We start from the raw sequence: 17,447 nt of genomic DNA on the forward strand, positions 1-17,447 counted from the left end.
ATGAGGTCCAGAGCCAAACGCGGCCCCATGGCATAAATCTGTACAAACGCCTCTCAGTCCCCACCCGCATGTTGACCTTGCCGCGCCTGCGTGCAACCTCGGCGCCACAGGGGATAACGGCGGATGGTCAATGTTACGCAGGCTATATGATCGCACGATGGCGCTGGCGGATCATCCGCGGGCGCTGTGGTGGCTGGCCATCGTTTCTTTTGCCGAAAGTTCGGTCTTTCCGATCCCGCCAGATGTGCTGATGATCCCGATGATTCTGGCGCGCCCCTCGCGGGCCTGGTTGATTGCCCTGGTGGCGCTGGTCTCTTCGGTTCTGGGCGGGCTTCTGGGCTATGCCATCGGTGCCTTCTTCTACGAAGGCATCGGTCAGCCCATCCTTGAGATGATGGGTAAGGCGGATGCCATGGAGGCCTTTAACTCCCGGTTCAACGACTTTGGCTTCTGGGCGGTTCTGGGCGCGGGCATCACGCCATTCCCGTTCAAGGTGATCACCATCATGTCCGGCTGGACCGGCATGCCGCTGGTGACCTTCGTTGCAACCTCTATCCTCGCGCGATCGCTGCGTTTTTTCGCGGTTGCGGCTCTGCTGCGCCTGTTCGGCGCGCCGGTACGCGCCTTTATCGAGCGGCGGCTCGGTCTTGTTTTCACGGCCTTTGTCGTGCTTCTTTTCGGCGGCTTTCTTGTGGTGAGATACCTATGACGTTCAGAACCTTCCTGATCCTGATTGCAGCAGGCGGATCGGCTGCCCTTTTGCTGGGGGCCTTTGGCTTTCAGTACATCGGCGAGATGCCGCCGTGTAAAATGTGCTACTGGCAACGCTATCCCCACGCCGCCGCCGTTGGCATCGGGGCGCTGGCGATCCTGATCCCGGGGGCATTCTTCCCCTACCTCGGCGCGCTGGCAGCGCTGGCGACCTCAACCATCGGGGCCTATCACGCCGGTGTCGAACAGGGCTGGTGGGAAGGACCGAGCGCCTGCACCTCGGGATCGATTACCGGGCTAACCCCGGATCAGCTGATGGAGCAGATCATGGCCGCGCCGATGGTGCGCTGCGATGAGATCCCGTGGGAGATGTTTGGCCTGTCGATGGCGGGCTGGAACGCGGTGATTTCTGCCGGGCTGATGCTGATCTGGATCGCGGCCGCGCGGCAGCGTCGCTGAGCAGGACGAAACGGCAACGGGTGGCGCCCCCGCCCTGCCCCACTCAGGTCTCTTTCTTGGTGGCCAGCAACAGATTGGTTTCGCTGGTCGACACCCCATCAAAGTTGCGGATCTTCGCAAGCGCAGAATCGAGCGTCTCCAGCGTTTCCGTGCCGAGTTCCACGATCAGATCCCAGCGGCCGTTTGTGGTGTGGATTGCACGCACCTCTGGCAGACCATGCAATTGCCGCGTGATCCGGCTGGCACCGCGTCCCTCGATCCCGATCATCATCAAGCCGCGCACCGGATCCCGCAGCACGTCCTCCTTCAGGACAACGGTAAACCCCAGGATGTCCCCCCGCGCCTGTAGCCGTTCGATGCGCGCCCGCACCGTAGTGCGTGACAGGTTCAGCTCCAGCGCCAGATCGGACAGGGACGCCCGTGCATTGTGGCGCAGTGCCGCGATCAGCCGCTCATCCGTTTTGTCCAAACCCACCTCCATTACGTGAAATTGCGACGCATTATGGCCAAAATATTGACTTCAATCCACCCCGTATTGGAGTTCCTCTGAAGGCTCGACACAATCGTGATGGAGATCCTTCCCCCGTGAGCACACAGAACTGCATTCTGATCGGCGCGCCGGTAGACAGTGGAAAACGTCGCGCCGGCTGCCTGATGGGACCCGATGCCTATCGCACCGCCGGATTGTCCAAGGCCTTGACCGATCTGGGCCATCAGGTGACGGACCTTGGCACGGTGACACCCGCAGCGCACCCGCCGGACGAGGCGAACTCGCGGCTGTTCTCGCTGAACCAGACCATCGGTTGGACCAGCGCGCTCCGCGATGCTGCTGCATCCGCAATGGAGCAAGGCTTGCCAATTTTCCTTGGCGGTGATCACGCGCTGTCCCTTGGCTCCGTCATCGGTGTGGCCAATTACGCCGCCCGGCAGAACCGGCCGCAATTCGTGCTGTGGCTGGATGCACATACCGATTTCCACACACCGCAAACCACCGACAGTGGCAATCTGCACGGCACGCCGGTTGGCTATTTCACCGGTCGCGAAGGCTTTGACGGGTTTCCAGCTGTAAAGAACCCGGTGCCCGAGGAGAACGTCTGCATGTTCGGCCTGCGGTCTGTTGATACGCCCGAGCGGCAGGCTTTGGAAGGCAGCCGGATCCGGCGCCACGACATGCGCGACATTGACGAAAACGGTATCACTGGCCCCTTGGCCGCGTTTCTGGACCATGTGGCAGCCCAGAACGGCATGCTGCACGTGTCGCTGGATGTGGATTTCCTCGACCCCTCTGTCGCCCCGGCGGTGGGCACCACGGTGCCCGGCGGCGCCACGGTGCGTGAAGCGCATCTCATCTGCGAAATGCTGCATGATTCCGGGTTGATGACCTCGCTCGACCTTGTCGAACTCAACCCTTTCCTCGATGAACGCGGCCGCACCGCGCATCTGATGGTCGATCTCTGCGCCTCGGCCCTGGGCCGCCGCGTCTTTGACCGCCCCACACGGAGCTACCAATGACCAACCTCAATCCTTCCGCCAAAGCCATGGTGCCTTTTGTCAGCGTCGACAACATGATGCGCCTGATCCATCACACCGGCGTGGAAAACATGCTGCGCGACCTTGCTGCCTATGTCGAAGAGGACTTCCGCCGCTGGGAGCTGTTCGACAAGACCCCGCGCGTGGCAAGCCATTCTGATGTCGGCGTGATCGAACTGATGCCCACCTCGGATGGGGAGGCATACGGGTTCAAATACGTCAATGGCCACCCCAAAAACACCTCGGAGGGGCTGCAGACCGTGACCGCCTTTGGCCTCTTGGCGGATGTCTATACCGGCTATCCGGTGCTGCTGACGGAAATGACCATGCTGACGGCGCTGCGCACCGCGGCGACCTCGGCCATGGTGGCCAAACATCTGGCGCCGAAGGGCGCAGACACCATGGCGATGATCGGAAATGGCGCCCAGTCAGAGTTCCAGACACTGGCGATGAAGGCGATCTGCGGGCTGAAATCCGTACGCCTTTACGATCAGGATCCCAAGGCCACCGAAAAATGCGCCCGCAACCTGGCGGGCTGCGGTCTTGAGGTGGTGTCCTGCAAAACAGCCGAAGAAGCGATTGAGGGCGCGCAGATCCTGACCACCTGCACCGCGGACAAGCAATATGCCACCATCCTCAGCGACAATATGGTCGGCCCCGGTGTGCACATCAATGCCATCGGCGGTGACTGCCCCGGCAAGACGGAGCTAGCGGCAGGTATCCTGTCCCGGTCGGATGTCTTTGTGGAATTCCCGCCGCAGACCCGCATCGAAGGCGAGATCCAGCAGATGCCCGAGGATTTCGAAGTTACCGAGATATGGCAGGTCATTACCGGCCAAAAGCAGGGGCGCCGGGACGACCGGCAGATCACCCTGTTCGACAGCGTCGGCTTCGCAATTGAGGATTTCAGTGCCCTGCGATATATCCGCGATCAGATCAAGGGCAGCGAATTCTTCATTGAGCTCGACATGCTGGCGGACCCGGACGATCCGCGCGATCTGTTCGGCATGCTGCAACGGGCCGGAACCGCGCACCCCGCATAAACTGCGGGTCAGGCTTCCAGTTCGGAATCCCAATAAAGAAAGTCCATCCAACTGTCGTGCAGATGGTTGGGTGGGAACTTGCGCCCGATGTTGCGCAGTTCCTCGGCGCCGGGGCGTTTGGGCGCCTTGCGCAGGTGCATCCCTGCCCGGTGCAGCGATTTTGACCCCTTGCGCAGGTTGCACCTGGAGCAGGCCGCGACAACGTTTTCCCAGCTGGTCACACCGCCAGCAGCGCGGGGTACAACGTGATCGAAAGTCAGATCGCCCCTTGCGCCACAGTACTGACAGCAGAATTCGTCCCGCAAAAATAAATTAAAGCGCGTGAAGGCCACGCGCTTTTGAGGTTTGACATAATCTTTGAGGACGACAACCGACGGTATTCGGATCTGCGTACTCGGGCTATGCACCACGGTGTCATACTCTGCCACGATCGCCACCCGATCCAGCCAGGCTGCCTTGACCGCATCCTGCCACGGCCACAGCGACAGCGGATAATAGGAAAGCGGCCGGTAGTCCGCATTCAGTACCAAGGCCGGGTGCTGTTTCAGCGCCCCGGGGTCCCGTACAAAGTCTGTTCTGAAATCGCCGTCCATTCTAAACGTCTTCCTCGCCCTGCCTGCCCGTTACCTGACACCAGAGCGGGGAACCCGCCCCAGTCTGAGATTAACTATATATCGCGGTAGAAAGCTGGCAAGCCCCTTGCGCGCTACAACATCTCGAAGGCAGGCATAGGCCGATTCCGTGACAGACAGGTAACGGGCCTGCTCAAGAAACTTGCGCCTTTCAAACCCGAGGCCTATTGCGGCGCCATGACCCGGCTTATCCGCTTTAACAAACCCTTTGACGTTCTGCCGCAGTTCACCGACCGCAGCACCGAAGGGGGGCCCCGCAAGACGCTGAGCGAATTCATCGATTGCCCCGGCGTTTACCCCGCTGGCCGTCTGGATCGCGACAGCGAGGGATTGATGCTGCTGACCGACAATGGCCGCCTTCAGGCCTGGATCAGCGATCCGCGCAACAAGATGGCAAAGATCTATTGGGTGCAGGTCGAAGGCACGCCGGATGAGGCCGCGCTGCAGGCCCTGAGGCAGGGGGTGGAGCTGAAAGACGGGCAGACCAAACCCGCCAAGGCGCGGCGGATTGATGAACCGGCGGGCCTCTGGGCGCGCAACCCGCCGATCCGGGTGCGCAAGTCGGTGCCAGATACATGGATCGAGCTGACCATTACCGAGGGGCGCAACCGGCAGGTCCGCCGGATGACCGCTGCGGTCGGCCACCCCACATTGCGGCTGATCCGTTATGCCATTGGCGCCTGGACCCTGGATGGTCTGGCGCAGGCGACATGGGAAGATCTGGAGCCGCCAAAGGTGCCGGGGCGGCCCAAGCCCGCGCAGCTACCCAACCGCCGGGCACAGGCGAGACGGGCCAAGGAAAAAGCCAAAGACACCGATCAAAAGAAAACGGGCGGCAAGCCCCGAAAGCCCCGCCGCCCGTCCTAAATTCTTCTGTTCGGCCCCTCCGCCGGTCAGAGGCTCAGCTTGTCCCGCATGAAGGCGAGCGCGACGCTCAGCCCGTCGGAGGCAATACCATGGCCGGTACCCTTCTGGATATGGGCAAAGACGTCCTGAAATTCGGCTTCCTGCAGGGCTTCGGCGGCTTCGGGCAGGGATTGCACCGGCACCACGTCATCCGCATCGCCATGCACGAGCAGCACCGGCATCCGGCTAACCACCTCGTCCTTAAAGGTGTCTGGGCTCAGCAGACGACCGGAAAAGGCAACGATCCCGGCCACCGGATCCTCGCGGCGCGGTGCCACGTGCAGGCTCATCATGGTGCCTTGCGAGAAGCCGAACAACACCACCTGCTCGGGCAGTACGTCCTCATCCACCATCAGCGCGTCGAGGAAGGCATTCAGATCCTCGACGGCGGCCTGCATGCCGCGCATGCTTTCTTCTTCGGAGGACCCATCGATCCAGGGGATCGGGAACCACTGATATCCCATCGGCGCCCCGGCGCAGTTTTCGGGCGCATCAGGCGCCACGAACAGCGTGTCCGGCAGGTGCTCGGCCAGCGGATCGGCCAGCCCCAGCAAATCTGCACCATTGGCGCCATAGCCATGCAGAAACACCACAACCGAGCGGGTTGAGCCGGAAAGCGGCTCTTTGCGGCCGGCAGTCAATACACGTGTCATCGGATCCCTTCCCTGTCCTTTTTCACATGGTAATAGGCCCAGAGCACCCGTGCCGCAACCGCGCGCCAGGGCGACCACTCCTCGGCCATCTTGCGCAAGGCACGCTCCTTGGGACGTTCCGGCAGATCGAACAACAGCCGCGCGCCCTCCTGCAAGGCGAGATCGCCGGGCGCAAAGACATCCGCCCGCCCCAGCGCAAACATTGCATAGATTTCCGCAGTCCAGACCCCGATGCCGGACACCTCGGTCAGGATCGCCACGACTTCTGCATCCGGTTTACTCCGCAAGGCATTGAAATCAATAGAGGCCTCCGCCAAAGCCCGCGCATAGCGGACCTTTTGACGGCTAAGCCCGGCTGCGCGCATTTCCTCGTCGCTGGCCGCGATGATCGCATCCGGTTCGGTCAGCCCCGCATTGGACATCCGGGTCCAGATCGAGGCCGCCGAAGCAATGCTGAGCTGCTGGCCCACGATGGCATTCAACAACTCCGTAAAACCATCAGGATGGCGCCGCAGTGGCAAAGTTTCGATCTGGGCCAACGCAACGGCAAAGCGTGGGTGCCGCGCCGCCAGCCATTCCGCGCCTTCGATAACGCATGCATCGCTGTGAATGATCCGTCCAACCCCGTTATCCGTGACTACACGGCTCTCTGTATCTGTGTGTGACGCCACGTCACGTTTCCTTCATCTGTTAATTTTCACAAAACTGCCGACGGACGCCCGATGAGGCGCGCCAGGCGTCTTGTTCCCGCTCACATTCAGGGTTACGCATCCCACATGACACAGACCATGACCACCCCCACCGACGACAGAGTCGCCAAGAAGAATGTTGCCATTCTCGTGATGGCGCAGGCCTTCCTCGGCGCTCAGATGCCGATGATCTTTACCATTGGCGGCCTCGCGGGGCAGTCGCTGGCCTCCAACCCTTGTTTCGCCACCTTGCCGATCTCACTGATCGTCGCCGGGTCGATGATGGCGGCAACGCCGATTTCGGCGATCATGCAGCGCTGGGGCCGCCGCGCGGGTTTCTTTACGGGGGCGCTGTTCGGAGCGCTCGGCGGCATCGTTGGCGCCTATGGTCTCTATCTCGGCTCATTCCCTGTGTTCCTGCTCGGCAGCCTTCTGACCGGCGTCTACATGAGCGCGCATGGTTTCTACCGCTTTGCCGCCGCCGATACCGCGTCCGAAGAGTTCCGTCCCAAGGCGATTTCCTACGTGATGGCGGGCGGGCTCTTGTCGGCCATCATCGGCCCACAGCTGGTCAAGGCGACCAGCCAGGCCTTTGTCATCCCCTTCTTCGGAACCTATATGGCGGTGATCGCGGTCAACGTTGTGGGCGCGGCGCTGTTTCTGTTCCTGAACATCCCGAAACCGCCGGTCCCCAGCCATGACGCCCCCAAGGGCCGCAGCCGTATCGAGCTGCTGAAAACCCCGGTGATCGCGGTGGCGGTGATCTGTGCAATGGTTTCCTACGCGCTGATGAACCTGGTGATGACCTCGACCCCGCTGGCCGTGGTCGGCTGCGGCTATACCGAGGGCAACGCCGCCGATGTGGTGACCTCTCACGTGCTGGCGATGTATGTGCCCTCCTTCTTTACCGGTCACCTGATCGCGCGTTTCGGCGTGGAGAAGATCGTTGCTGCGGGTCTGGTCATTCTGGCCGGCGCGGGCGCCGTGGCGCTGCAAGGCGTCGATCTGGGCAACTTCTTCATCGCGCTTGTCCTGCTTGGTGTTGGCTGGAACTTCGGCTTTATCGGCGCGACCACCATGCTGGCGGGCGCGCATGAGCCGCACGAACGTGGCCGGATGCAGGGTCTGAACGACCTTCTGGTCTTTGGCGGTGTCACCATGGCCTCGCTCGCCTCGGGCGGTCTGATGAACTGTTCGGGCGGCTCGCCTGTGGATGGCTGGAGCGCGGTCAACATGGCGATGGCGCCCTTCCTGGTGCTGGCCGGCGGCGCGCTGGTCTGGCTCGCCCTGCGGCCCAAGCGGGTCTGACGGCGCTGCTCAGCCAAAACACAAAAGCCGCCCAGTGGGCGGCTTTTTTTGTTCGATTACAAAGACCTACCGCCTCAAACGCGCCCGCCTACCAGCGCCCCAGTGCGGCCCGCATCATCAGCCCGCTGCGGCGGCGGAATTCGCTGGTGCCAAGCGCACCTGCAGCCACCCGCTCCGGCTCGCGCATTGCCTGTTTCAGAATGCTGCGCGCCTGCCAGCCCGCCAGCATCGCCGGGGCAGCTGCCGTCGACACGCTGCCGCGCGCGCGCCGCGCTTGCGCCAGATATTGGTATCCCTTTTCCGCCAGCTGCTGCACGCCCTTTGGTGTGCCGTCCAGCAGCGGCACGCGCTTTTGTTTCTCCAGCTCGGGGATCGCGCGCAGCCAGTTGGCAATGCCCATGCCACGTCCAAAGGCGCGCACGGTTTCTTCTTCCGCCTCACCCAGCGAAGCTGCTGCCATCCATAAAAGGCTACCCGAGGTGGCATCGATATAGGTATCAAACGCCGCTTCATCCTCAAAAGGATCGCGGTAGATGTCCCAGCGCCGCGCCTCGGCCATGGGATCAATCTCTTTCGCAAGTTCGGGGCGCAGCAGCCGCCCAAGCGGGGTCGCCACATAGTGACGGCGTACCGGCTTCGCTTCCGCGATTTCGGCGCCGACATCGCGCCACCATTGCACCCGCATCTCTGCGATCATGCTTTCCTGGCTGGCCCAGGGCGCTCGGGAGAGTTCAAGATTGAAGGCATAAAGCGCGAACAGAAGCGGACGCGCTGCAACGGGCGCCGCCATGGTCGCCATGAAGCGGTCCGGATCGCCTTGCCGGACCAGCTCGGCACAGCCCTTCAGATCGTCGTCAAACTCCATCTAGGAACTCCTTCACGGCCATTGCTGTTTCCGGCGCATCGACGATGCCAAGATGGCCGACGCCCGGAATGATGCGATAGCTCCCCCGGTCCGTAACTGGCGCCATCAGTGGCTCATAGCCCTCCGCGACAAAGGCTTCATCCTTTTCCCCTGCCATTACAAGGAATTCCGGAAGAGCCCTAATGTCCGCCAGATAGTCGCTTCGCGGTGCGTATGAGGTGTTGAGCCGGTAGGAATACGCCGTCGTCGCCAGATGCCCCAGCGGTCCGTCCAGAACCTGTTTCGGCATCGCGAACTGGATCGCGGTCAGGTGATTGAACCACGTGATCCCCAAGGCATTCAGCATCGAAAGCCCGATGATCCGGCGCGTCAGCGGCTCCGCCCATCCGCCCGAATTCTTGCGGGTTGTCGGGGCGTCATACTTCAGGAACGGCGCCAGAAGAACGGCGCGGTCCAGCCTGCCCCCATGTTGCCCCCCGGCAAAGCGCACCACCAGCCCGCCGCCCGAGGAATGCCCCAGCAGAACAACTTTCTGCCGCGGTTGCACGCGGGCTGCGATCAGGTCCGCAAGGTCATCCTCCAGCTGGCCAATATACTCCACATCGCCGCGCCGCCCGGGGGCGGCTCCGTGCCCGCGCAGATCCGGCACCAGAACATGTCCTGCGATCTGCGGTGCAAGCGTGGCATATTGTAGCCCATTCCAGCCGGAACCATGCACCATGACCACCAGCGGCCCGGCGCCGTTGTCGAATCTGCGCACCTGCAGCGGATAGCCATCCCTCATCGGAACGGTCTCCGGCTCTGGCATGTCCGGCCCCGCAGAGACCGCAGAGAAATCCAGCCCCTTTTCCGGCGCCGCAGGCAGCATATCTGCAGGCCTTTGCGACAGGATCAAAGCAAAGGGCAGCACCGCCGTGATGGCCAGACCGATAGCCGCCGCCCGGATCAGCGCTTCCATCATGCTTCCGGCGCGCAGTCGCGGATCAGCTTCCAGCGGATCGCATCCAGCAGCGCCTCGAAAGAGGCGTCGATGATGTTCGGGCTAACGCCCACCGTGGACCAGCGGCGGCCCTGATTGTCGGCGCTGTCGATGACCACACGCGTCACCGCTTCGGTGCCGCCCTGAGTGATGCGGACCTTGAAGTCCACCAGACGCATATCGTCGATCACCTCGGAGTAGCGGCCCAGATCCTTGGCCAGCGCCTTCGCCAGCGCGTTCACCGGGCCGCGGTCGCTGCCGGTTTCATCCATGGATTCGCTGACCGACAGGCGTTTTTCGCCGTCCACCTTCACGACAACGACCGCCTCGGAGAGGCTCACCATCTTGTTGTACTTGTTCTTGCGCCGCTCAACCGTGACCTTGTAGCGCTTCACCTCGAAGAATGTCGGCAGTTGCCCCAGCTCCTCGCGCGCCAGCAGCTCAAACGAGGCCTGCGCCGTGTCGTAGGAGTATCCTTCATCCTCACGCGCCTTGATCCGGTCAAGGATCCGTGCCAGTGCCGGATCGCCCTTTTCCACGTTCAGCCCGGCGTCGGTCAGCCGCTTGCGCAGGTTCGACTGACCGGCCTGATTGGACATGGGAATGATGCGCGCGTTGCCCACCAGTTCAGGCTGGATATGCTCATAGGTCGACGGATCCTTCAGGATCGCGCTGGCGTGCAGACCCGCCTTATGGGCAAAGGCCGAGGCCCCGACATAGGGCGCCTGCTTCATCGGCACCCGGTTGAGGATATCATCCAGCATCCTGCTTTGCTGTGTGAGGCTGGTCAGCGCCTCAAGGCTGACGCCGGTCTCGAACTGGCTGGCGTAGGGTTCCTTTAGCAGCAGCGAGGGGATCAGCGTCGTCAGATTGGCATTGCCACAGCGTTCGCCCAGCCCATTCAGCGTGCCCTGCACCTGCCGCACGCCCGCATCCACGGCCGCCAGCGAACAGGCCACCGCGTTTTCGGTGTCGTTGTGCGTATGGATGCCAAGGCGCTCCCCGGGAATGCCTGCCGCGATCACCTCGGTCACGATGCGATAGACCTCGGTGGGCAAGGTACCGCCGTTAGTGTCGCACAGAACCACCCAGCGCGCCCCCGCATCCAGCGCGGCACGGCAGGCGGCCAGCGCATACTCCGCATTATCCTTGTAGCCATCAAAGAAATGTTCGGCGTCAAACAGCGCCTCGCGTCCCTCGGACACGATATGCGCCACCGAGGCGCCGATATTCTCAAGGTTCTCCTCCAGCGTGATGCCGAGCGCGGCCGTCACGTGGTAGTCATGCGATTTGCCCACCAGGCAGACCGTATCGGTGCCCGCGTTCATCACTGCCGCCAGAACATCGTCATTCGCAGCCGAGCGCCCTGCCCGTTTCGTCATGCCAAAGGCCGCCAGCCGCGCGCGGGTTTTCGGCGCCACCTCGAAAAAGGCACTGTCGGTCGGATTGGCGCCGGGCCATCCGCCCTCGATGTAATCGATCCCCAGATCATCCAGCGCCTTAGCGATCTGTTGTTTTTCGGCAGTCGAGAACTGCACGCCCTGCGTCTGCTGCCCATCGCGCAGCGTGGTGTCGTAAAGGTAGAGACGTTCTTTGCTCATTCCTGCCTCGTTGTGTTCACCGGGCGCCGCCCGGCCCGGGGTGGGCGTAAAGCGCCCGCCCATGGGGCGGGTCGGGCGCTGCCCGGAGACACGCTCCGGGCGGGTCGGATCAGATCTCGTCCAGCTTGGCCGGATCAAACCCCGGCCCCGGTACCAGTTCGACGCCTGTCTTGCTCATCCGGACTTCCAGTCCTGCGCCCGTATAGGCCGTTTTCAGACGATCCACTTCAGAGAAGTCCTTGCTTTCCATGGCAGTCTGACGGGCCTCGAACAGGCGCGTCTCATGCGCAGACAGATCCACGTCAGGTGCCTTCACCCAGTCCGGAACATCATCGCCCAGCAATCCAAGCAGTTCCATGCTAGAGCGTAGCGCAGCCACATCTCCGGCCTGTGAGTATTGGTGGCACTCCGCCAGAACGCCATGGGTGTTGATATCATCCGCGAGTAGCTCAACGACATGCGGTTCCGGCTGCCTGCCGGGAAGGGCCTCTGCCGCCTGAGCGTACCACTTGCGCAAGGTCTTCTCAGCTTCCGTTGCCTTCTTCTCGGTCCAGTCCATCGGTTTGCGATAGTGGGTCGACAGGAACACAAAGCGGATCACCTCACCCGGAATACCCTGCTCCAGCAGATCATGCACGGTGAAGAAGTTGCCGAGCGATTTCGACATCTTCTTGCCTTCGACCTGCAGCATCTCATTGTGCAGCCAGTAGTGCGCAAATTCGCCTTCAGGATGGGCGCAGCAGCTTTGCGCGATCTCATTCTCATGGTGCGGGAACATCAGGTCGTTGCCGCCGCCGTGAATGTCAAAGGTCTCGCCCAAAATTTCATAGGACATAGCCGAGCATTCGATATGCCAGCCGGGGCGCCCGCGGCCCCAGGGACTGTCCCAACCGGGCAGATCATCGCTCGACGGTTTCCACAGCACGAAATCCATCGGGTTCTTCTTGTAGGGCGCGACCTCCACCCGGGCGCCCGCGATCATGTCGTCGACCGAACGGCCCGACAGTTTACCGTAGCCCTCGCGCCAGCTGTCGACGGCGAAAAGCACATGCCCCTCGGCGGCATAGGCGTGGCCCTTGGCGATCAGATCCTCGATCATTGTGACCATCTGGGGAATATATTCCGTTGCCCGCGGCATGTGGTTCGGCTCCAGCGCGCCAAGGGCACCCATGTCATCCAGGAACCACTGGGTCGTCTCGGCGGTGATCTCACCGATCGCACGACCGCTTTCGGCAGCGCGGGCGTTGATCTTGTCATCCACGTCGGTGAAGTTGCGCGCATAGGTCACGTGATCCGCGCCATAGACGTGCCGCAGCAGCCGATACAGCACGTCGAACACCACGACAGGCCGTGCGTTGCCCAGATGCGCGCGATCATAGACCGTGGGACCACAGACATACATCCGCACGTTTTCCGGATCAATCGGGGTGAAGACCTCTTGCTTGCGGGTCTTCGTGTTGTGCAGTTTGATCACCGGTTGGGTCACTGTGTCGGTCGTCGTCATGACAGCTCCTTTGACAGGCACGGGCGTGCAGGGCTCAAGGCCAGGCGCACGGGGGCGCAGCGCGGGCTTAGCAAGTTGTCAGTTGGAAGGGAACGACAGAAACCAGCCCGCTGTGAAATTCAGCAGGTAATGCAGCAGCTAATGGAGATAGGCGCGGCGGTTCGGGTCATGGGATGGCTGTTAGCACGCCCCGGCCCCGCCGCCAAGCATTTCGCAATGCTATGCTGGCTCTATCTGCCCACGCTCTTGCCGACCCTTTGGAGACCCGGTGCCGCCTTCAGAACCGGAAAGCGGCCCGCACCGAAAGGATTTCGCCGCCCTTTCCCGCCTGCGCGGCCGCAGGATCGACATCATGGTGCAGAAATTCGCCGGTCATCTGCAACACCCGGTTCACCGAGACCCGCAACCCGAGACCAAAGACCTGGCTCGGCGCCAGACCAGAGGACCCGCCGTGCTGAACCTCGCCCAGCGTGACATAACCAAGGGCATCGCCAAAATCGTATCCGGCCCGCAGATGCAGCTGCTGACTGTCCGACTGACCGCCAAGGCCAGTAATATCCAGACCGCCGCCCTGCCGGACCGTGCCACCGAGGACAAGCTCACCATAATCATGATCGAACCCAGCCTGCAGCGTGGCAGCCCCGTTTGACTGCAGCCCCGACCGAGCGACATATGCACCATTACCGCCGGATCCCGCCTGCCCCAGAGAGCGTGCCACAAAGGAGGTGGACCAGTCCCCCGCCGCTGCGGGAATGGCCAGCGCAAGCCCGGTCATCGCCCCGATGACACTGGTACTTAGATGATGAAGCTGGAAAACCCCTGACATTGTTTCGGTCCTGTTTTCGCATCCGTATCGGTACGGTATTTTACGCCGGTGATGGCGCGGCATTCCCGTGATCCAGCTTGTCAAAAATCTCTTAACACTTGGTTCCCGTATCGCGTGTGCTGTGGCCATTCCCTCGCAAAATCACCGCTTCGTTATAACATTTTGAAAACACGCTACTTTCCCACCGTAAAATTTCCAGAACATTCCCCAGCCCCTGCGCGGCGTCCCCACGCAACCCTCCATCGTCCGAGCGCGCTCGTGAAATAGATGACGTTTTTTTCACATCGGTCGCAAACACGATAGTTTTGCCTTGTCGCGCTGCCATCCTGAAACCGTGAAAGGAGGGCGCACGGATGCAGGAGGAGCAATGCTTGGTCAGTCTGGTCTGGCGCACCATCGGCGCCGCGCGGGGTCTTGCAGCGCGCGGTCGACCAAGATCGGGTTATCCACTTAATAAAAGAAGGTAACCCTATATATCTAAAGGTTTTTTATGACTGCTGATCCGACAATCCGCACCAATTTGCGCAGCGGTGGGCGTGCGGCCCGCCGCGCCGCGCGCGCCGCGCCGCTGGACCGCGCCCTCCGTCCCATCCGCCCCGGTATGTCCGGCGGCGCCTATTCGCCCCTGTCACAGGCCGATGTGGAGAAAATCCACCACGCTGCCCTTGATGCGCTGGAACGTATTGGCCTTGCCGACGCCCCACAAAGCGGCATTGAATACCTGACCGCCGCAGGCTGCACCCTGGGCAGCGACCGCCGCCTGCGCTTTCCCCGCACCCTGGTCGAAGATACCCTGGCCCGCGCCAACCGATCCGTCACCCTGTTCAGCCGCGACGGGCAGACCGACCTAGACCTCTCCGGCACCCGGGTGCACTACGGAACGGCGGGCGCAGCGGTCCATATGGTTGACGTCGATGGGCGCGCCTATCGCGAATCCACGCTGCAGGACCTGCATGATGCCGCCCGGATCTGCGACGCGCTGGACAATATCCATTTCGTGCAGCGCCCCATGGTGGCCCGGGACATCACTGACAGCCGCGAACTTGACCTCAACACCATCTACGCTTGCTGTTCTGGTACCTTCAAACACATCGGCACCTCATTCACCGACGCGAGTTTTGTCGCGCCCGCCGTGGAGATGCTGCACATGATCGCAGGTGGCGCGGACAGATGGCGCGAACGGCCCTTTGTCTCCAACTCCAACTGCTTTGTGGTGCCACCGATGAAATTCGCCACCGAAAGCTGTCTGGTGATGGAGGAATGCATTCGCCATGACGTTCCTGTCCTGCTGCTGTCCGCTGGTATGGCCGGGGCCACGGCCCCCTCAACCGTGGCTGGTGCCATCGTGCAGGCAGTGGCCGAATGCCTGGCAGGCCTGGTTTACGTCAACGCCGTAAGCCCCGGACATCCTGCAATTTTTGGCACCTGGCCATTCGGACTGGATCTGCGCACCGGCGCCATGACCGGCGGATCGGGTGAACAGGCGCTGCTGACGGCAGGCTGTGCGCAGATGCACCGGTACTACGGGCTGCCCGGCGGCGCGGCGGCGGGGATTGCGGATTCCAAACTGCCGGACATGCAGGCCGGATGGGAGCAGATGTGCTCCAACGTCATGGCCGGTCTTTCCGGCCTCAACATGGTCTATGAGGCCGCCGGAATGCACGCGTCGCTCCTGGGGTTCTGCCACGAATCCCTGATCCTTGGCGATGATCTGATCGGTCAGGCCCTGCGCTGCGTGCGCGGAATCGAAGTGACGGATGAAACCCTGGCACTCGATGAAATCGCCGAGGTCTGTCTTGGCGGCAGCGGTCACTACCTTGGAACAGCGCAGACCCTGTCACGGATGCAGGCCGACCATGTCTATCCAACCTTGGGCGATCGCACCTCGCCCAAGGAGTGGGAGGAAAAGAGCAAGCCGGATCTGCTGGACAAGGCGCGGGAACGCAAGGAGGAGATCCTGTCCCGCCGAAGCCCGGCGCGCCTTCCCCCGGATCTGGACCGGGTCATAAGGGAGCGGTTCCCCATCCATTTGCCCAGTTGACACAGCGCGAGCACCTGAGGGTCTCAGGCATTCCGGTGCTCGCACCTAGTGTTGGGCTGTCGAATGGTCCATATAGGGGAGCGTCCGCTGCGGAGAAAGCAGCGCCCTGTTGGAGCATACGATGACACCTCCCTCCCAATTATCCGCAATCGTGACCATCCACGATCAGGACCTTCTTCTGCAGTATGAAGCTGAGAACAAATTCCAAACGATTGGGTGCCCTGTCACCTATATGTTCGTAGGCAAAGGGCCGGTAGATAAGGTTCGCGCCATGGATCGCGTCATCATTGCCCGGGAACAGGCTGACAATATTGAGGATTACAAATTCCTCGTAGACTTCACGTCTTGGTACGCCTGCATCAATAACGCTGTCCCCCTGACGGAATTTGTTGCGCTGATTCAATACGATGTAACCGTAAGCGAAAGTTTCTCCAGCACCACGCTGTCCCAGCTTCAAACCGATCCAGACGCGGTGCTGGGATATAGCCCTGTCCCCATGGCAGATCGGAATTTTATCCGTGACAACATGGGTTACGCGCCCCTGCGTGAGGCCGTGAAGAAGGTGTATGGGTTTGACATCAAACCGATCCTGCGCAGCCACATGGCCTCAGCAACCGACAAGAACTGGCCTGCCACAAACAACGTGGCTATGCGCCGCGATACGCTGTCCGATTTCGTGCGTTGGTTTACGCCGCTTGGCCTTGCGATGGGAAACAGTCGCCCGTCCGGGCATGCGTTCGAGCGTGCCATCAAATTGTTTTGCATTTTGACAGGAAGGCACAACCTGTACGACCGTGAGGTTTTGCAGCATTTCCAGATGAACTCCCACGAAACACAGGATTTCAAAAAGGATACCGGGCGTCTGCACCAACTGCTGGCCCGAAACTCTAGAGAGCCTTGATCCTTTGGCGCAGGTATTCAAGATAACCTGAAAGGGATGTGGAGGCGGCGAATTTCTGGCGGACATAACGCAGCTCTTTCTGGCGCAGCGATTTTGAGACGCTGGCGCTGACCTGCCCCTCGTGTATCCGGTTCACCACCAGAGTCTGCGGCAGGATCACCGGATCGCCAAGCGCATCCCACAGCCGTTTGTAGAGGTCCACATCCATCAGCCAGATCAGGTTTTCATCAAACCGCTGCATACGGCTGCGCCGCATTGCCAGCACCGACGGGCTTGAGACGGTGTTTTTGCCAAACTGCAGCTTCTCAGTCAGTCGCGGCACCATGGGGCGTTCAACCGACCCGCTATTGCGGCTGATACCCGAGCCACACAACAGCCAGTCGCCCCCCCCATCCATCGCTTCAACAACACCCCCCAAGGCACCGCTTCCATTCAGGAAATCGTCCTGAAAAAGCACTTTGACGATATCACCGGATGCGTGATCCAGGGCATTGTTCACATTGGCCGATGCCTGCCGTGGTGCATCGTGGTTCCAGATGTGGTGTATGGTCAGGCGATCCGAGAAAGCTGCGCAGACATCGGCCACCGCCGTGTCATCGGACTGGTCCGAAACGACAACCTCGAAATCGCGAAAGCTTTGCCTTGTCAGGATCTCCAGCGACTGAGCCAGATACTCTGCACCCTTGCCCCCCATGCCATAGGCCGGAATGCAGATACTTATGGCAGGCATGGCGTTTCTCCGGGGCTTGGTGGACTGCACTCTTGGCCTAGCAAAGAGCCGCGCCAAGGCCAAGCGGCA

General features: G+C 61.6%; 18 protein-coding genes. 8 read left to right on the forward strand and 10 right to left on the reverse strand.

Annotated elements, in window-relative coordinates:
• Positions 1 to 130: 130 nt before the first annotated feature.
• The gene (locus AC5SSZ_RS07450) at positions 131 to 709 is read left to right on the forward strand and encodes a YqaA family protein (protein WP_368997030.1); all 579 of its coding nucleotides are present in this window, start codon (positions 131 to 133) and stop codon (positions 707 to 709) included.
• The gene (locus tag AC5SSZ_RS07455) at positions 706 to 1,170 is read left to right on the forward strand and encodes a disulfide bond formation protein B (protein ID WP_065270183.1); all 465 of its coding nucleotides are present in this window, start codon (positions 706 to 708) and stop codon (positions 1,168 to 1,170) included. Before AC5SSZ_RS07450 ends, AC5SSZ_RS07455 begins: the two co-directional genes overlap by 4 nt.
• Before the next feature lie 43 nt (positions 1,171 to 1,213).
• Here the strand turns inward: AC5SSZ_RS07455 and AC5SSZ_RS07460 are convergent, their stop codons facing one another.
• Positions 1,214 to 1,639, reverse strand: coding sequence for an Lrp/AsnC family transcriptional regulator (locus AC5SSZ_RS07460; RefSeq protein WP_065273447.1), 426 nt, complete (start codon positions 1,637 to 1,639; stop codon positions 1,214 to 1,216).
• A gap of 116 nt (positions 1,640 to 1,755) precedes the next feature.
• Here AC5SSZ_RS07460 and rocF point away from each other — a divergent pair, with 116 nt between their 5' ends.
• Complete coding sequence (gene rocF / locus AC5SSZ_RS07465; protein ID WP_368997033.1) at positions 1,756 to 2,682, forward strand: arginase; 927 nt, start codon at positions 1,756 to 1,758, stop codon at positions 2,680 to 2,682.
• Positions 2,679 to 3,743, forward strand: a complete 1,065-nt coding sequence (ocd, locus tag AC5SSZ_RS07470; RefSeq protein WP_495437742.1) for an ornithine cyclodeaminase — start codon at positions 2,679 to 2,681, stop codon at positions 3,741 to 3,743. The genes rocF and ocd overlap by 4 nt, the downstream gene beginning before the upstream one ends.
• A gap of 8 nt (positions 3,744 to 3,751) precedes the next feature.
• Here the strand turns inward: ocd and AC5SSZ_RS07475 are convergent, their stop codons facing one another.
• Positions 3,752 to 4,336, reverse strand: a complete 585-nt coding sequence (locus tag AC5SSZ_RS07475; RefSeq protein WP_065270180.1) for an HNH endonuclease — start codon at positions 4,334 to 4,336, stop codon at positions 3,752 to 3,754.
• 216 nt (positions 4,337 to 4,552) lie between these two features.
• Between AC5SSZ_RS07475 and AC5SSZ_RS07480 the strand changes: the two genes are divergently transcribed.
• Positions 4,553 to 5,242, forward strand: a complete 690-nt coding sequence (locus tag AC5SSZ_RS07480; RefSeq protein ID WP_495437743.1) for an rRNA large subunit pseudouridine synthase E — start codon at positions 4,553 to 4,555, stop codon at positions 5,240 to 5,242.
• Between the two features lie 26 nt (positions 5,243 to 5,268).
• On the opposite strand, the gene AC5SSZ_RS07485 is transcribed toward AC5SSZ_RS07480, so the two are convergent.
• Together AC5SSZ_RS07485 and AC5SSZ_RS07490 are read right to left on the reverse strand one after the other, a co-directional pair.
• Positions 5,269 to 5,934 (reverse strand): alpha/beta hydrolase, encoded by a 666-nt coding sequence (locus AC5SSZ_RS07485; protein ID WP_495437744.1) that lies wholly within the window; start codon positions 5,932 to 5,934, stop codon positions 5,269 to 5,271.
• Positions 5,931 to 6,605, reverse strand: a complete 675-nt coding sequence (locus AC5SSZ_RS07490; protein WP_495437745.1) for a DNA-3-methyladenine glycosylase family protein — start codon at positions 6,603 to 6,605, stop codon at positions 5,931 to 5,933. The genes AC5SSZ_RS07485 and AC5SSZ_RS07490 overlap by 4 nt, the downstream gene beginning before the upstream one ends.
• A 105-nt stretch (positions 6,606 to 6,710) precedes the next feature.
• Here AC5SSZ_RS07490 and AC5SSZ_RS07495 point away from each other — a divergent pair, with 105 nt between their 5' ends.
• Positions 6,711 to 7,931, forward strand: a complete 1,221-nt coding sequence (locus AC5SSZ_RS07495) for an MFS transporter (protein ID WP_274828046.1) — start codon at positions 6,711 to 6,713, stop codon at positions 7,929 to 7,931.
• Positions 7,932 to 8,019: 88 nt separating this feature from the next.
• Here AC5SSZ_RS07495 and AC5SSZ_RS07500 read toward each other — a convergent pair whose 3' ends face one another.
• The 5 genes from AC5SSZ_RS07500 to AC5SSZ_RS07520 all read right to left on the reverse strand — a co-directional run bounded on the left by AC5SSZ_RS07500 (position 8,020) and on the right by AC5SSZ_RS07520 (position 13,706).
• Positions 8,020 to 8,796 carry a squalene/phytoene synthase family protein gene (locus AC5SSZ_RS07500; protein ID WP_495437746.1) on the reverse strand — a complete coding sequence of 259 codons (777 nt, stop codon included), beginning with the start codon at positions 8,794 to 8,796 and terminating at the stop codon, positions 8,020 to 8,022.
• On the reverse strand, positions 8,786 to 9,757 hold the full coding sequence (locus AC5SSZ_RS07505) for an alpha/beta fold hydrolase (RefSeq protein WP_495437747.1): 972 nt from the start codon (positions 9,755 to 9,757) through the stop codon (positions 8,786 to 8,788). The genes AC5SSZ_RS07500 and AC5SSZ_RS07505 overlap by 11 nt, the downstream gene beginning before the upstream one ends.
• Entirely contained in the window at positions 9,754 to 11,376 is a 1,623-nt protein-coding gene (gene cimA, locus AC5SSZ_RS07510) for a citramalate synthase (RefSeq protein ID WP_495437748.1), read from the reverse strand. The genes AC5SSZ_RS07505 and cimA overlap by 4 nt, the downstream gene beginning before the upstream one ends.
• Positions 11,377 to 11,485: 109 nt before the next feature.
• Positions 11,486 to 12,880 (reverse strand): cysteine--tRNA ligase, encoded by a 1,395-nt coding sequence (gene cysS, locus AC5SSZ_RS07515; protein WP_495437749.1) that lies wholly within the window; start codon positions 12,878 to 12,880, stop codon positions 11,486 to 11,488.
• A 277-nt stretch (positions 12,881 to 13,157) separates the two neighbouring features.
• Positions 13,158 to 13,706 carry a hypothetical protein gene (locus AC5SSZ_RS07520; protein WP_495437750.1) on the reverse strand — a complete coding sequence of 183 codons (549 nt, stop codon included), beginning with the start codon at positions 13,704 to 13,706 and terminating at the stop codon, positions 13,158 to 13,160.
• 490 nt (positions 13,707 to 14,196) lie between these two features.
• On the opposite strand from AC5SSZ_RS07520, the gene AC5SSZ_RS07525 reads away from it, so the two are divergent.
• A complete protein-coding gene (locus AC5SSZ_RS07525; RefSeq protein ID WP_495437751.1) occupies positions 14,197 to 15,747 on the forward strand; it encodes a trimethylamine methyltransferase family protein in 1,551 nt (516 codons plus the stop codon).
• A gap of 121 nt (positions 15,748 to 15,868) precedes the next feature.
• Positions 15,869 to 16,648 (forward strand): hypothetical protein, encoded by a 780-nt coding sequence (locus tag AC5SSZ_RS07530; RefSeq protein WP_133245344.1) that lies wholly within the window; start codon positions 15,869 to 15,871, stop codon positions 16,646 to 16,648.
• Here AC5SSZ_RS07530 and AC5SSZ_RS07535 read toward each other — a convergent pair.
• Positions 16,635 to 17,378, reverse strand: a complete 744-nt coding sequence (locus tag AC5SSZ_RS07535) for a glycosyltransferase family 2 protein (protein ID WP_495437752.1) — start codon at positions 17,376 to 17,378, stop codon at positions 16,635 to 16,637. The two genes, AC5SSZ_RS07530 and AC5SSZ_RS07535, sit on opposite strands and share 14 nt — an antisense overlap.
• Between the last annotated feature and the right edge of the window lie 69 nt (positions 17,379 to 17,447).

Source organism: Phaeobacter sp. CC-HEC084 (assembly GCF_059429255.1).